The organism is Pigmentiphaga litoralis, assembly GCF_048632615.1.
GTDB classification, from domain to species: Bacteria; Pseudomonadota; Gammaproteobacteria; order Burkholderiales; family Burkholderiaceae_B; genus Pigmentiphaga; species Pigmentiphaga litoralis_B.
In genome coordinates this window covers 3,107,633-3,121,030 of record NZ_CP184479.1, presented here as the reverse complement: position 1 = coordinate 3,121,030, position 13,398 = coordinate 3,107,633, and the positions used below count along the sequence as shown (strand labels likewise).

12 protein-coding genes and 1 pseudogene are annotated in these 13,398 nt (G+C 65.6%); 4 read left to right on the top strand and 9 right to left on the bottom strand.

The window, feature by feature from the left end; translation table 11 throughout:
* Positions 1-93 precede the first annotated feature (93 nt).
* From ACNANG_RS14105 to ACNANG_RS14090, 4 genes are all read left to right on the top strand, one after another.
* A complete protein-coding gene (locus tag ACNANG_RS14105) occupies positions 94-1,074 on the top strand; it encodes a Bug family tripartite tricarboxylate transporter substrate binding protein (protein WP_420223493.1) in 981 nt (326 codons plus the stop codon).
* Positions 1,075-1,259: 185 nt separating this feature from the next.
* On the top strand, positions 1,260-1,508 hold the full coding sequence (locus ACNANG_RS14100; protein WP_420223492.1) for a hypothetical protein: 249 nt from the start codon (positions 1,260-1,262) through the stop codon (positions 1,506-1,508).
* On the top strand, positions 1,499-1,957 hold the full coding sequence (locus tag ACNANG_RS14095; protein ID WP_420223491.1) for an SOS response-associated peptidase family protein: 459 nt from the start codon (positions 1,499-1,501) through the stop codon (positions 1,955-1,957). Before ACNANG_RS14100 ends, ACNANG_RS14095 begins: the two co-directional genes overlap by 10 nt.
* Before the next feature lie 199 nt (positions 1,958-2,156).
* Positions 2,157-3,320 (top strand): HPP family protein, encoded by a 1,164-nt coding sequence (locus ACNANG_RS14090; protein ID WP_420223490.1) that lies wholly within the window; start codon positions 2,157-2,159, stop codon positions 3,318-3,320.
* 145 nt (positions 3,321-3,465) lie between these two features.
* Here ACNANG_RS14090 and ACNANG_RS14085 read toward each other — a convergent pair whose 3' ends face one another.
* From ACNANG_RS14085 to ACNANG_RS14045, 9 genes and pseudogenes are all read right to left on the bottom strand, one after another.
* A complete protein-coding gene (locus ACNANG_RS14085) occupies positions 3,466-4,053 on the bottom strand; it encodes a flavin reductase family protein (RefSeq protein WP_420223489.1) in 588 nt (195 codons plus the stop codon).
* Positions 4,054-4,110: 57 nt separating this feature from the next.
* Positions 4,111-5,508: an efflux transporter outer membrane subunit gene (locus ACNANG_RS14080; protein ID WP_420223488.1), complete on the bottom strand. Its 1,398-nt coding sequence runs from the start codon at positions 5,506-5,508 to the stop codon at positions 4,111-4,113.
* A gap of 2 nt (positions 5,509-5,510) precedes the next feature.
* Positions 5,511-7,511, bottom strand: coding sequence for an ABC transporter permease (locus ACNANG_RS14075; protein WP_420223487.1), 2,001 nt, complete (start codon positions 7,509-7,511; stop codon positions 5,511-5,513).
* Between the two features lie 8 nt (positions 7,512-7,519).
* The gene (locus ACNANG_RS14070) at positions 7,520-8,689 is read right to left on the bottom strand and encodes an efflux RND transporter periplasmic adaptor subunit (protein WP_420227544.1); all 1,170 of its coding nucleotides are present in this window, start codon (positions 8,687-8,689) and stop codon (positions 7,520-7,522) included.
* 59 nt (positions 8,690-8,748) lie between these two features.
* On the bottom strand, positions 8,749-9,099 hold the full coding sequence (locus tag ACNANG_RS14065; RefSeq protein WP_420223486.1) for a DUF3325 domain-containing protein: 351 nt from the start codon (positions 9,097-9,099) through the stop codon (positions 8,749-8,751).
* Positions 9,096-10,850, bottom strand: coding sequence for a PepSY-associated TM helix domain-containing protein (locus ACNANG_RS14060; protein ID WP_420223485.1), 1,755 nt, complete (start codon positions 10,848-10,850; stop codon positions 9,096-9,098). Before ACNANG_RS14060 ends, ACNANG_RS14065 begins: the two co-directional genes overlap by 4 nt.
* Positions 10,847-11,134: a hypothetical protein gene (locus tag ACNANG_RS14055; protein WP_420223484.1), complete on the bottom strand. Its 288-nt coding sequence runs from the start codon at positions 11,132-11,134 to the stop codon at positions 10,847-10,849. The genes ACNANG_RS14060 and ACNANG_RS14055 overlap by 4 nt, the downstream gene beginning before the upstream one ends.
* Positions 11,134-12,432 (bottom strand): TonB-dependent siderophore receptor, encoded by a 1,299-nt coding sequence (locus tag ACNANG_RS14050; RefSeq protein ID WP_420223483.1) that lies wholly within the window; start codon positions 12,430-12,432, stop codon positions 11,134-11,136. Before ACNANG_RS14050 ends, ACNANG_RS14055 begins: the two co-directional genes overlap by 1 nt.
* A 380-nt stretch (positions 12,433-12,812) precedes the next feature.
* Positions 12,813-13,295 (bottom strand): annotated as a pseudogene (locus ACNANG_RS14045) (TonB-dependent receptor plug domain-containing protein); the annotation flags it as partial.
* Positions 13,296-13,398: the final 103 nt, after the last annotated feature.

Genomic DNA, 13,398 nt, shown 5'->3' with positions numbered 1-13,398 from the left:
GCCATGCGCGGCATCGCTCCCGCCCCGCGCACTTCCTTCACGCAAAAGAAAGACGCCGGCCGACGCGCCGGCGCTTCGATCCAAGGAGACAGCATGACCCGTCCATCTTTCACCACCGCCATCGCCGTGGCCGCTCTATGCGGCATCAGCGTGGCCGCTCCGGTATCGGCACAGGACTACCCCAGCCGGCCGATTACGCTGATCGTCCCATTCCCGACCGGCGGCACCACCGACGTTCTGGCCCGTGCGCTGGGCAATGAGATGTCCAAGACACTGGGCCAGCCCGTCATCGTCGAAAGCAAGCCAGGCGCCGGATCGACGCTGGGCGCGGACTACGTGGCCAAGGCCAAGCCCGACGGCTACACCCTGCTGATGGGCGCCGTGCATCACACCATCGCATCCAGCGTCTACAAAAAGCTGCCCTACGATTTCCAGAAAGACCTGATGCCGATCACCACCGTCGCGCTGGTTCCGAACGTGCTGGTCATCAACCCCGGCATTCCGGCCAAGTCGGTGCAGGAACTGCTGTCGCTGGCAAAAGCGCAGCCCGGCAAGCTGGCCTACGGGTCCAACGGCACAGGCACCGGCCAGCATCTGATCGGAGCTCAATTCGAATCCCTGGGCGGCGTGCAACTGCTGCACGTTCCCTACAAAGGTAGCGGCCCGCTCACGACCGACCTGATGGGCGGCCAGATCGCCATGTCGTTCGACACCGTCACGCCCGTGCTGCCCTTCATCAAGAGCGGGAAGTTGCGCGCGTTGGCCGTCACCACGTCCCATCGATCGGCGGCCCTGCCCGATGTGCCGACGCTGGATGAGTCGGGGCTGAAAGGCTTCAACCTGGGCACCTGGTTCGGCGTCCTGGCGCCGACGGGCACACCTGCCCCAATCGTTGCAAAGCTCAACCAGGACATGGTCCGGATCATTCAGTCCGCGGATTTCAGGAAGCGGATGGCCGACCTGGGCGCGGAAGCGATCGGCGACAATCCGGATCAGATGAAGCAGTTGATCGCGGCGGACACCGAACGGTTTGCAAAGCTGGTCAAGGACGCGAAGGTCAGCCTGGATTTCTGATTGGTTTTAAGTAGATCGCACTTGGCAGGACTGTTGGTGGCCGGATAGTCATAGTGCGAATGCTGCCTTGTTGGATGCGTCGGGTCCGACAGCGTCGACCGTCCCCCGAGTATGACGCATCCACTGTCGCGCTCGGGATCGACTCCTGCTACACCCTGGTTCATGCCGTGTTCCAGGAGGCCACCATGTGCGGACGACTTGCCCAGTATCGCGACGCCGAACGCTATTTCGAGCTGCTGCGCCCCAATCCGGCGACCCCGTTTGCCACTGGCGCCAATGCCGATGCGTCGGTATTGCCCGCCGCCTTTTCGCATGCGCCGGTCTATAACGTATCGCCCGGCACGCAACCGATGATCCTCCGCGCGGGGGCGACGGACCCGAGGCCGCGCAAGCGCATTGGGGCTATCGCGGCCGCGCGCCGCGCATGTATGTGAATGCCCGGGTCGAAAAGGCCGCGACGTCGGGCTATTGGAAGCCCTTGTGGGAACGGGGCCGCATTCTGGTTCCGGCGGACGGCTGGTTCGAGTGGACCGGCGAAAAGCCGAACCGCCAGCCCCACTTCATCCACCGCGCCGATGACGAGCCGCTGCTGCTGGCGGCGATCCTGGGGTCGGACGGGTTTGCGATCATCACCAGTTCGGCGGACGCCGGGCTGCTGGATGTGCACGACCGCCGCCCGGTGGCGCTGACGGCCGAAGGCGCGCGCGAGTGGCTGGCACCCGACACGAGTTCGGACGACGCGTTGCTGGTGACGGCGACACAGGCGCTGGGCGAAACGGAATTCGCGTGGCACGCCGTGACCCGCGCCATGGGCAACGTGAAGTACCAGGCGGCGGATGCCGTAGCGCCCCTAGGCGACGCCGAGCCAGGAACCGCGGGCTGACTGGCAGCGGTTCCGTAGCCCAGTAGGCTGCGCGCCCCTATTGCCGCGGGCAATCAGTTGCCCTCGGCAAACGGTTGCCGTCGTCCACATGTTGACGACATCAACCTGATATATCACACCGTGATATATATGGCACAATGGCGGGCCGCGCCGATGCTTGCCTGGATCGGTGCCTTCCCAATTGCTGTTGTCGTCTTCCATGTCTTTCCCCACCGCTTCGATCGCGTCCTGGCTGGGCGCTTGCGTGCCCGAACCTCTTCACGTCAGCCGCACCGAACGCCTTCGCGCGGTGCTGGGCGCGTTGATCGGCATCGGGCTGACGGGGGTAATGTCCATCTGGACCATGGGAGACCATGCCGATCTGCCTTTGCTGATCGCGCCCATGGGGGCGTCGGCCGTGCTGCTGTTCGCGGCGCCCGCCAGTCCGCTGGCCCAGCCCTGGTGCGTGATTGGCGGCAATCTGCTGGCGGCGGTGATCGGTGTCACCTGCGCACAGTGGATCCCGCTGCCCATCCTGGCGGCGGCGGTGGCCGTGGCGCTGGCGATCGGAATGATGTTCGCATGCCGTTGCCTGCACCCGCCGTCGGGCGCGGTTGCACTGACGGCGGTGTTCGGCGGGCCTGGCATCAAGGCGGCCGGGTACGGGTTCGTGATCATGCCCGTGGCCATCAACAGTCTGATCATGCTGGCCTGCGCGCTGCTTTTCCACTGGGCGACACGGCATCGGTATCCGCATCATGCGGGACCTGCCCGGGCACCGCGTACCACGCGGTCAGGGGTGACCGACGCCGACATCGCGGCCGTGCTGGACAGCCGCGACGAGCTGTTGACCATCGACGCGGAAGACCTTGTTACCCTGGTTGATGACGCCGAGCAACGCGCTGAACTCCGCGCCAGTCGCCAACGCGCCGCCCTGGCCGACGCGCCAACCGCCCCTTCCACCGCCGACGCCGACATGACCCGCCGATCGACCCCACCCCTGAAAAAATCCGACTTTGAAGTGCTGTCGGAATTCCGGCATCAGCTGCGCCGCTTCCTGCATTTTTCCGAAGAGGCCGTCCAGGCGGAGGGGATCACGCCGCTGCAGTATCTGTTGCTGTTGCATATCAAGGGCTTCCCGGGCCGTGAGTGGGCGACGGTAGGCGAGCTGGCCGAACGGATGGTGTCGGTGCATCACGGGACGGTGGCGCTGGTGAACCGCTGCGAGGCGCTCGGCCTGGTGCGCCGCGAACCCGCGTCCGAGGACAAACGCCAGGTGCGCATCCATCTGACGGAACAGGGTGAAATCGTGCTGGCAAGGCTGGCGGCGCTGCACCGCGAAGAGTTGAAAACGACGTCCCGGCACTTTCAACTGCCGTTGTAAGCCCCCTTGGCGCTTCGCGCCTCCCCCAGGGGCGACACCAGCGGACCGGGGTATTGAGCCCCCAAGGCGCTTCGCGCCTCCCCGGGGGCGACACCAGCGGACCGGCCGAGCCGGATCCGCGGTGTCCTGTGTGGTGATGCGCGTCTTATTTTGGATTGTTGGTATCGGCCAGCGCCTGATCGCCGATCGCGTAGAACGTGCCGCCTGCAATGTAGTGCAGGCTTCTGAAGGACGGGCCGGCGGACTCGAATTCCCAGTGGCCGTTGCGGAACACACGGGTGTCGGCCCAGGCGCCGACCACTTCGCCGATGAACAGATCGTAGGCCTGCTGATTGTGCGGCTCGGGCAGCAGCTTGCACACCAGCCAGGCCGAGCATCCTTGAACCAGCGGCACGTCGAACCCGGGCGCCTCGAACGTCGACACGCCGCAGCGCGCCAGCTTGTCGGGCGCGTCCGCCAGACTGAGGTTGCCCACGTCGTAGGTCAGTTGCAGCTGCGCAAAGGTCGGCACCTGCAGCACGAAGTGCCCGCTGCCTTCGACCAGCCCGCGCGTGCGCGTCGCCTTGTCCAGAACGACAGTGACCTTGGGCGGCGCAAAGTCCAGTGCGCAGGCCCAGGCCGCGGACATGACGTCGTCGAGGCCATCGTGGCGCGCCGACACCAGCACGGTCGGACCATGGTTGAGCAGGCGGTAGGCCTTGGGGAGTTCGACCGGGGCGATGTGGCTGTTCATGCGGCACCTTCTCGTTGCACGTTGCGTGCGATAGCGCCATGGTGCCACACGAAGGAATTACGATCCCGCGGACGACCACCCTCCGCCCAGCGCACGGTAAAGATCCACGGTCGCGAGCAGGCGCGCCAGATCCAATTGGACGGCCAGGTCCTGCGCGCTGTACAGCGTGCGCTGTGCATCGAGCAGTACCAGCAGGGTGTCGGCGCCCGCACGGAAGCGCGACTCGGCAAAGGCCAATGCCCGCGCGGCCTCGGCCACGACGGTGGTCTGCGCCTGGATCTGTGCGGCCACTCCGCTCAACGCGTTCAGGCCAAGCTCCACTTCCGCAAAGCCCGCGATGACTGACTGCCGGTAGCTTGCGAGCAAGGCCTCGCGTTCAGCCGATGCCAGGTCGCCCTGCGCGGCAAGAAAGCCTGCGTCGAAAATCGGTGCGGCCAGTCCCGCCACCAGGCTGTAAAGGGGATGGTCGAGCAGGGCGCTGGGACGCGTGCCGCCGACGCCCAGGCCGGCCTGAAGCGTCAGTCGCGGGAACAGGGCGGCGCGGGCGGCAGCCACATTGGCATCGGCGGCAGCCAGCTGGGCCTCGGCACGGGCGATGTCGGGGCGGCGCGCCATCAACTGCGACGGGACGCCTGTATCGACTGGCGGCGCCAAGATGCCGGTGAGTTGCGCCGTCGTCATCGCGAGACCCGGCCGGCCAACGAGCACGCTCAATCCAATGCGCAGGTCATCGGCTTCTTGCCGCAAGGCATCGACATTGCGCTGCAAGGCGGCAACGAGGCCTCGTTGCTGCGCGACTTCAAGCGGCCCTGCCGCGCCGGCCCGCGCACGCGCGGTGACGGTGTCGAGCAAGCGCGTGGCCGTGTCTACGTTCCGCACGGCAATCGTCGTGCGCTCGCGCGCGGCAACGGTGCGCAGCCACAGGCTTGCGGCGCCGGTGGTGACCGTGATGCGGACGGTGTCGCGGTCGTAATGGCTGGCTTGCCGCAAGGCGACGGCAGTGTCGCGAACGGCCTGATTGCGGCCCCAGAAGTCGACCTCATAGCTTGCCGCCAGGCCTGTCGTATAGGCACTGCTGGATACCGTGCCTGAAGTCGTTCTTCCGACTTGCGCCTGACGGCTGGCCGTCACGGTAGTACTTACCTGTGGCAACAGTGCCGCGCCAGCGGCCCGCACGCGTGCGTCGGCCTGCCGCACTCGTGCAACAGCTGCGGCCAGGTCCTGGCTGCCGGTCGTGGCGGCATCCAGCACGTCGCGCAGTTCAGCCGACGAAAACCCATCCCACCAGGCGTCGGATAACGGGCCTGCCGACGGCGCCGGTCTGGACCAGGTGGCAGGCAGCGAGGGTGCCTGGCCAGGCGTCGGCGCGCTTGGCCCGGCGCAGCCGCCCAATCCAAGCGCCAGGACCATGAACAGCCCTTGCCGCGACGGAACCGTCTTAGCGGTGACATGCATGGTCACGCCTCCCCTGCCAGTGCAATGACCGGGTCGAGCCGGGCCGCAGTGCGCGCCGGCATGTAACCGAACAACAGACCGGTCACCACTGCGCACAGAAACGCGCCGAGCATGGCGAGCACCGAGAACACCAGTGGCATGCCCAGGGCGATCAGGACGGCACCGACAGCCAGCCCCGCGACCAGGCCAATGATCCCACCGGTCACGGTCAGCAATACGGCTTCGGTCAGAAACTGCCGCAAGATGTCGCGCTGGCGTGCCCCAGTGGCTACGCGGATGCCGATTTCACGAGTGCGTTCCCGCACGGTCATCAGCATGACGTTCATGACGCCAATGCCGCCGACCAAGAGCGACACGGCAGCGATCAGGCCTAGCATCATCGTCATGCTGCTGCGTGTCGCCGCCTCGGCCTGTAACCGGGCAGCCGCATTGCCGATGGCGAAGTCCTTGCGCCCGCCGTGCCGCGCCGTCAGCAGTTCGTTCATGGCGTGCTCGGCAGGCAAGACGTCCTGCGAGGACATGGCCTCGACCACGACGTAATCCGGTTGTGTCTGTGCCTGATAGACGCGCGCGCGTCCGCTGCGGTAGGGAATGAACACCATGTCGTCGTAGTCCTGCGATCCCGAATCGGCGCCTCTTTCCGTCAGGACGCCGATGACTTCGAAGGGCGAATTGCCGATCAAGAGCTGGCGGCCCAGCGGATCGGGCGTATCGCCAAAGAAATGGTTTTTGGCACCCATTCCCAGCACGACCAAGGGCGCCAGCGCCCGGTCCTCGGCCTCGGTGAAATAGCGGCCCGACGCCAGCTTCCAGTGATGGATGGCAGGCATGTCCTGATTGGCGGCGAACACGTAGATCTGCCGTTCCGCGTTGCCGCGCCGCACGGTGATCGGATCCCCGATGACCGGCATGACACGCCGGATTTCAGGCAGGGCTTCGACCGCCTCAAGGTCGTCTGGCGTCAGTTGCCCGGTCGGCCCGCCCGTGGCGGGCGGCTGGCTGTTCAGGTACATGATGGTGGTGCCCATGGCCCCCATCTGCTCGACCACCTTCTGACGGGCGCCTTCGCCGATCGCGAGCATGACGATGACCGAAGCCACGCCAATGATGATGCCCAGCAGGGTCAGCCCTGTGCGGCCACGGTTCATGCGCATTCCGCGCCACGCCGTGCGCAAGGCTTCGCGTAGGTCGGCCTTTAGGCTCGCACCTGACGCCGTTGCCGCGTGGCGCAGGTCCAGGCCGGGCAATGTGTTCTGGCGCGCAGGTGACCGGACGGAGGGATGATCGGCCACCGCTTCGTTGCTGTCCGCAACGATCAGGCCATCGCGGATTTCTATGACGCGTCGTGCCTGCGCCGCAACGTCGCGGTCGTGCGTGATCAAAATGATGGTGTGACCTGCGTCGGCCAATTCGTGCAGCAGCGCCATGACTTCGGCGCCGCTGCGGGTATCGAGTGCGCCAGTGGGCTCGTCAGCCAGCAGGATGCGGCCGCCATTCATCAACGCCCGTGCAATCGATACCCGCTGCTGCTGGCCGCCCGACAACTGGTTGGGGCGGTTGCCTTGCCTGTCGGCCAGGCCAAGCCGGCCCAGCAATGCCGTTGCTCGCGCAGCGCGATCCGCCTCGGGCATGCCGGCATAGATGGCCGGCACCTGCACGTTTTCGGACGCGCTTTCGCTGGCGATCAGGTGATAGCCCTGGAAGACGAATCCGAAGGCCTCGCGCCGCAGCCAGGCCAGGGCATCAGCGTCCAGCGCGGCGACGTCGTGGCCGTTAATGTGATAGGTGCCGGCTGTGGCGCGGTCCAGGCAGCCCAGCACGTGCATCAAGGTCGACTTGCCTGATCCGGATGCGCCGACCAGCGCGACGAACTCGCCGACGCGGATGCTCAGGTCGATGCCATGCAGCACTTCCACTTCCGGCTGGGCGCCGCCGCCGTAGGTCTTGCGGATAGCGCGCAGGGCGATCAGGGGCGGTGTGGCGTCAGGTGCTTGCGCGCTCATGGGTTGGTTCACCATTGGATCCACCGCGGGCGTCCACCCACACGCGTTTCCGCCGTGATGAGCCGCTCGCCTTCCTGAAGCCCCTCGAGCACCTCGGCCAGGTGCCGGCTGCGCGCGCCCAGGCGCACCTGGCGGGTTTCAGGCCGGCCATCGGTCCGCAACACGCGCGCCCGGTACACACCCGGCTCGCCTTCGTTCTCGGCAAGCGACGCAAGCGGCACGGCCACCGCATCTTTCGCGCGCGCGGTGATGAAGGACACCAGCGCCGTCATTTGCGGCATGAGTTCGCCGTCGGCGTTGTCCACGTCGAACAACACGGTGTACACCACGGCCTTGGTGGCGGGGGCAGGCGCGGCCGATGCGCTGGCCCTGGCCTCGGCGACGGGCGGCGCCGGCAGCACCTGCCGCACCGTACCCTGCCACCGGCGTGCGGTGGACTGCCCGTCGTCACCCAACGTCGTGAAATATACCGGCATGCCCGGCTTGACGCGGCGCACGTCGGCTTCGGACACCTCGGTCCAGACGGTCATGCCCGACAAATCGGCCACGCGCAGAATGTTTGGCGTCTGATACGTCGCGTTCAGGGTCTGCCCCTCGCGCGCTTCCACCGACACGACCGTTCCGGCCATGGACGCATAGATGCGCGTATACCCCAGGCGTGCTTCTTCGGCCCGCTGGCTGGCTTGCGATTCCGCGATCTGCGCATGCAGATGGTCGATTCTTGCGCCCGCCGCCGCGAAGTCTGCTTCGGCCACATGCACGTCTTCTTCACGAGTCGCGCCATCGGCCGCCATCTGCCGCTGGCGCGCCAGTTGCTGCTGCGCCAGCCGCAACAAGGCCTGCTGCTCGTTCACCTGAGCCCACAGCCCGGCCAGTCTTGCGCGGCCGGCATCGACCGTAGCCTGCTGCACGCTTGGATCGATTTCCACCAGCAACTGCCCTTTCGTGACCCCATCGCCCGGCTTGACGTGCAGCCGGTTGACGAGCCCCGACACCTGGGCGCCAACGTCGACGTATCGCCGAGGCTGCAGGCTGCCAATGGCAGTCACGGTCGACTCGACCGACCGGCGCACGAGCACTTCGGTCGTGTAATCGATGCGTTCACGCATCGACCACAGCCCGAGGCCACTCACGGCTGCAAGCAGGGCGATGACGAGGGCAAAGCGAGCCTTGCGCATGATGGCGAGGACATTCAATTCAACGCAAGAAAACGTCATGCAGGAACTCGAAAAAGACATCAACCCAGTAGAAGGGACACCGAAACGGTGAGCACCGCGGTCCCTAACACCACCAAACCCAACAGCAAGCGTATGGCGTATGCGAGCATCCACGCCACGACCAAGGCGCCGACCGTGAGCCAACCCAGCCAGGCCACCCAGCCCACACTGGGACCCCATGCGTCTAGCGCGAACACGAGCGCCATGACGAGGCCGAGAGCGCCAACCACGCGCAGCAGAATGCACAGTGCGCGAGACGGTGCGCGGCGGGAGAATACTTGCCCGAAGTGACGGTCCATGGCCAGACTGAGCAATGCCATCCCAACGAAACCGAAAACCGGGGATAAGCAGGCAGCCCACGGCGACGTCATGAGACGCTCCTGCCGTGACGACCGGACCCTTCCTGTCGGCCTGCTTCCGGCTGGCGCGCACGCTGTCCGCGATAGACGTACCCGGCCCTGCCCTGTTTACGGTCCACCGGACGGCGCCGCACCCGCCATGCGGCCCAGGATGCCAGCATTCCGATCAGCACCGCCATGCCTTCGACCCCGGCGCTTTCCCAGTCGCCTTCGTGGATATGCGCAACCAGATGGTTGCCGGTCACAACAGCATTGAGAAGGGGCAACGCCAGGCACAGGACTGCCAGCACGGTCATCTGCTCGACCCACGCACGGCCGGTAGGCCGCATGCAGGCATGCACCAACGACAAGGCCCATACGGCAAAGAACACGCGCAGCTCCCACAACGCCCGATGGTCGATTCCCAAAGGAACCAGCCGGTTTGCCCACAGATAGGCCGTGCACGCGATGCCTAAGCCAGCGATTGCGGCCAGGTTCAGCGCGTCGATGGCGCGGTATACGTGCGCGGTTGCGTCACCGAATTCCTGCAACGACGACGTGCGCCGCTTGACCGCAAACAACAGGGCGCCGGTGGCCATCATGGCCGCGCCCGCCGCCCCTGCTATGAAGTACAGCCACCGAATCGCATCGCCACCGAAACCGGCCATATGCAAATTTCCCATGATCGCGCGCGTGCGGATGGGCGCGCCGCCATCGACCGCGCCGGGCATCCGTACACTCAGCAAGTCACCCGTCGCAGCCGAAAACGACACCCGGCCAGTCGTCGGGGTCAGCCGACGCGTCACGTCCTCGTCGTCATTCCATCCATACACGCCGATGCGCATGGCGGCGTCACCGGGCTGGTCGATCACGACGGCGCGCACGGGCTGTCCCATCAACGCTTCGGCGCGCGCCGCGAACGGTTCCAGGTCAGGCACCGCCAGCGGAATGTCGCTGCGTCGTGGCACGCCGGGATCCGACAGGTCGGTGGTGTAACGCGTGCGCGCGGTGGCGTCCGTGCCGTAATGCGCCCATACGGAAGCAGGCAAGTACACCTCGGCACTGAACACCAGGCCGGTGAAAGCAATCATGAATTGGAATGGCAGGCTCAAGACGGCAACGGCGTTGTGCGCGTCCAGCCAGGAGCGCTGGCCCTTCCCTGGCCGGAAGGTGAAAAAGTCTTTGAAAATGCGCTTGTGCGTGATGACGCCGGACACCAGCGCCACCAGCATGGCCACGGTGGTGATCGCAACCGCCCACAGGCCGACGTCTTTGCCATGCAGCGTGTAATGGAAATCAACGAAGTGATGGCCGCCAAACGTTGCGCGCGCGGGCGAGCCCGTTGTTGCCTCTTGCGCGCCGGCGTCCATCCTCACCCCCGTCGTGGGTGACAACTGCGCGCGTTCGTAATGTCGGTCTTCGTTCAACCAGAATGCCGTCAGGCTGCCTTTCCCATGTGCATCGGATGGCCACAGTTCCCACATGCCTGCGTCTGGATGATGCGCCGCCATATACGCCGCCGCGTAGGCCAGGCGTTGCGAGCGACTGACAGCGGGCGCCACGTCGTTGCGCAGCCGCGCCGCGGCTTCGTCCGCATGATGCTCGGGGGTCATCCAGTGCGTGATCGGTTCTTCGAAGACGGCCAACGTCCCGGTCAGGAAAATGGCGAACAGCAACCAGGAAATCCACAGGCCGCACCACGTGTGCAGCCACGCCATGCGCTGACGGAGGCCCTTGGCAACGAGCGCGTTCGAGCCCGCCGTGGCGGACGCTGCGGGGGTCATGCGCCCAGACCTCCGGCAGTCCATCCGAACCCGCCCAGCACGAAGCTGGCCGCGAGCATCACGACGGCCAGCCGCGCCAGGTGGGTCGATGCGAAGACGACGATGATCAGGGCTACGTAGGCAACGTAACCAAGCAGGGTCGCGGTCATGACGGCCTCGACGCGCGGCATGGTCAGCACGGGCGGCAAAGCGATTGCGATTGCCGATGCCATTGCATAGCCGCCAACGACCGCGAGTAGAACCCGCAGCGCCACCTGTCGCCCTCCGGCGGTATTGGCCCGCATCAGAACGCCAGACGTACGTTGAGACTGACCGTGCGTGGCGCGCCAGACGCCACGTAGTTGGACCCGTTGTAGATCCAGTAACGACGCCCTGCCAGGTTCTGGATGGCAGCCGTAAAGGTGACGTCCTTGCCCACGAGCCGAGTGCTGTAGCTGGCCCCGGCATCCGCGGTCAGGTAGGGCGACAAGCGATAGGTGTTGCCTGTGTCCATATAGGCAGCGCCAATGTATTTGAGGCCGCCATTCAAGCTCAGCCCAGGCAGCGCCGCCACGTTATAGGTTGCGGCAAGCGCCGCCTGCACGCGCGGCGTGCCGGTTGTGCGCTTGCCGTTTACCGCCGCAGCGGCTTCTTCGTACTTGGCATCGAGCAGCATGACGCCCGCAGCAACCGACAGCTGGCTATCGAAACGATAGCGGCCGCTGATGTCGGCGCCCTGGTATCGGGTAATGCCGTCCTGCACGTAGTAGTTCGAGGCGTTGGTGTAGCCCGCCGTCCGGTCCAGGCGGAACAGCGCCGCAGTGCCGCTCCATGCGCCCTGTTCGAACTTGTAGCCTGCTTCGTACTGCTTGCTTTTGATGGGTCCGAGCACTTCGTTGCGGTTGACAACGTTCGTGGGTGCGGTGCCGCCGCGTTCCAGCGCTTCGACGGCACTGACGTACAACGTCGATCCGGGGGTAGGCTTGAACATCAACGCCAGCGTTGGCGTAGCGGGATTGCGCTTGTACGGTGTTGTGGGAGTGCCTGCCGCGTTGGCGCCGGTCTGGTTGAAACGGTTGTAGCGCAAGCCCGCGATCAGTGACCACTGGTCGCCGAAGCTCAGGGTGTCGCTGACGAAAGCGGCGGTCTGCGCAATGACGCTGGAACGATAGAGCGATTGGGTGCCAGCATCGCCGCTGATCGTCAATGGCGAGTCGCGATAGATATTGCCGCTGCCCACGTCACCGGTGTAAATGGACTGGTACGGGGCGTACCCCAGGAATCGTTGCCGCGATGCCCCGAACACGACTCGGTGTTTGACAGGACCCGTCGTGATCTCGCCGTCGACCATGGCCTGCGCGTGTTCGAAGTCCTGCCGAAACTTATAGACGGACTGGTCAGCGGTGTAGTCGCCTGCCAGATTCTGCACGTATAGCGTGCTGTAGCTGTAATCAATATCGCGGCGACTTTTTCGGTACGTGGCGCTGGCGTTCCATCCGGGCGCCAGGTTCCATTGCAAGCCGGCCGTGGCCACCTGATCGGTCGTGTGGTAGTAGGATCCGTCAGGTTGTGTCTGGGTCCTGGGATTACTCGGGTCTGGCACGACGCCCAGTCGGCCCAGGTTGACCCCCAGAAGCTGTTGCCGAGGGATTTGCGGTCGGCATATAAAAAATCGAAGCTGGCCGTCAGGGCATTCGTCAGCCGGGCATCCATTGCAATCGACGCAGCGGTCCGCCGCAAGCTGCCGCCCCGGGTGAAGGTGTCGCCCTCTTCGTGGACGAGATTGGCGCGATACCCAAAGCGGTCGTCGTTGCCGATCCGCCCGCCCGCATCCACGCTTTGGGAGAACAGCGACCTGGACTTGAAGCCGAGCGACGCGGTCAACAAGCGTTCATCGGTTGGACGCTTGAGCACGTAATTAGCCACACCGCCCGGCGATCCGAATCCATTCATAAAGCCGGTAATGCCCTTCTGCAGATCGACACGGTCGAACAGCTCCATGGGCAGGCCGGTGCCCCACGCCGTGATCGGCAGCCCGTCCACTTTGAAGCCGTTCGTGCTGTCCAGACCCAGTCCGCGTACGGAAATCGATGCGCCATGACCGTACTCGCTGCCGGTCGACTGAACGGACGGGTCGTAACGCAGGGCTTGCTCCAGTGTGGTCACCAGCCGGGTTTCCATCTCTTCACTGCCAACGCTGGTGATGGAAAACGGCGTGTCGAGCACGCTGCGGCGGCCCAATGCGCCAGAGGCCGCCGTACGGCGCAGGCTGGTGGCCTGCGCATTACCGGAAGCCGTGACATCAATCGTTGAAAGCACGGTGTTGGCAGGGGCTCGGATGGCCGTCGGCGCAGCGGTCTGCACCACGACCGCTGCGCCTTCACTGACAGCTTCGAGTCCGCTACCCGCAAGCAGGCGATTCAGTGCGTCCCGCGGCGGAAAGGTGCCGGAAACGGCGGGCGCCATCTTGCCGGCGACCAGCCCCTGACGCACGATCAGTTGCACCCGGCTTTGGCGGGCCCAGTCGTTCAGCGCCTGCGCCAGAGTCTGGGCGCGGATCTCGAATGGG

Excerpts from the sequence above, each read along its gene's own strand:
- ACNANG_RS14105 (WP_420223493.1), top strand. The coding sequence starts at position 94 with ATGACCCGTCCATCTTTCACCACCGCCATCGCCGTGGCCGCTCTATGC.
- ACNANG_RS14100 (WP_420223492.1), top strand. The coding sequence starts at position 1,260 with ATGTGCGGACGACTTGCCCAGTATCGCGACGCCGAACGCTATTTCGAG.
- ACNANG_RS14095 (WP_420223491.1), top strand. The coding sequence starts at position 1,499 with ATGTATGTGAATGCCCGGGTCGAAAAGGCCGCGACGTCGGGCTATTGG.
- ACNANG_RS14090 (WP_420223490.1), top strand. The coding sequence starts at position 2,157 with ATGTCTTTCCCCACCGCTTCGATCGCGTCCTGGCTGGGCGCTTGCGTG.
- ACNANG_RS14085 (WP_420223489.1), bottom strand. The coding sequence starts at position 4,053 with ATGAACAGCCACATCGCCCCGGTCGAACTCCCCAAGGCCTACCGCCTG.
- ACNANG_RS14080 (WP_420223488.1), bottom strand. The coding sequence starts at position 5,508 with ATGCATGTCACCGCTAAGACGGTTCCGTCGCGGCAAGGGCTGTTCATG.
- ACNANG_RS14075 (WP_420223487.1), bottom strand. The coding sequence starts at position 7,511 with ATGAGCGCGCAAGCACCTGACGCCACACCGCCCCTGATCGCCCTGCGC.
- ACNANG_RS14070 (WP_420227544.1), bottom strand. The coding sequence starts at position 8,689 with ATGCGCAAGGCTCGCTTTGCCCTCGTCATCGCCCTGCTTGCAGCCGTG.
- ACNANG_RS14065 (WP_420223486.1), bottom strand. The coding sequence starts at position 9,099 with ATGACGTCGCCGTGGGCTGCCTGCTTATCCCCGGTTTTCGGTTTCGTT.
- ACNANG_RS14060 (WP_420223485.1), bottom strand. The coding sequence starts at position 10,850 with ATGACCCCCGCAGCGTCCGCCACGGCGGGCTCGAACGCGCTCGTTGCC.
- ACNANG_RS14055 (WP_420223484.1), bottom strand. The coding sequence starts at position 11,134 with ATGCGGGCCAATACCGCCGGAGGGCGACAGGTGGCGCTGCGGGTTCTA.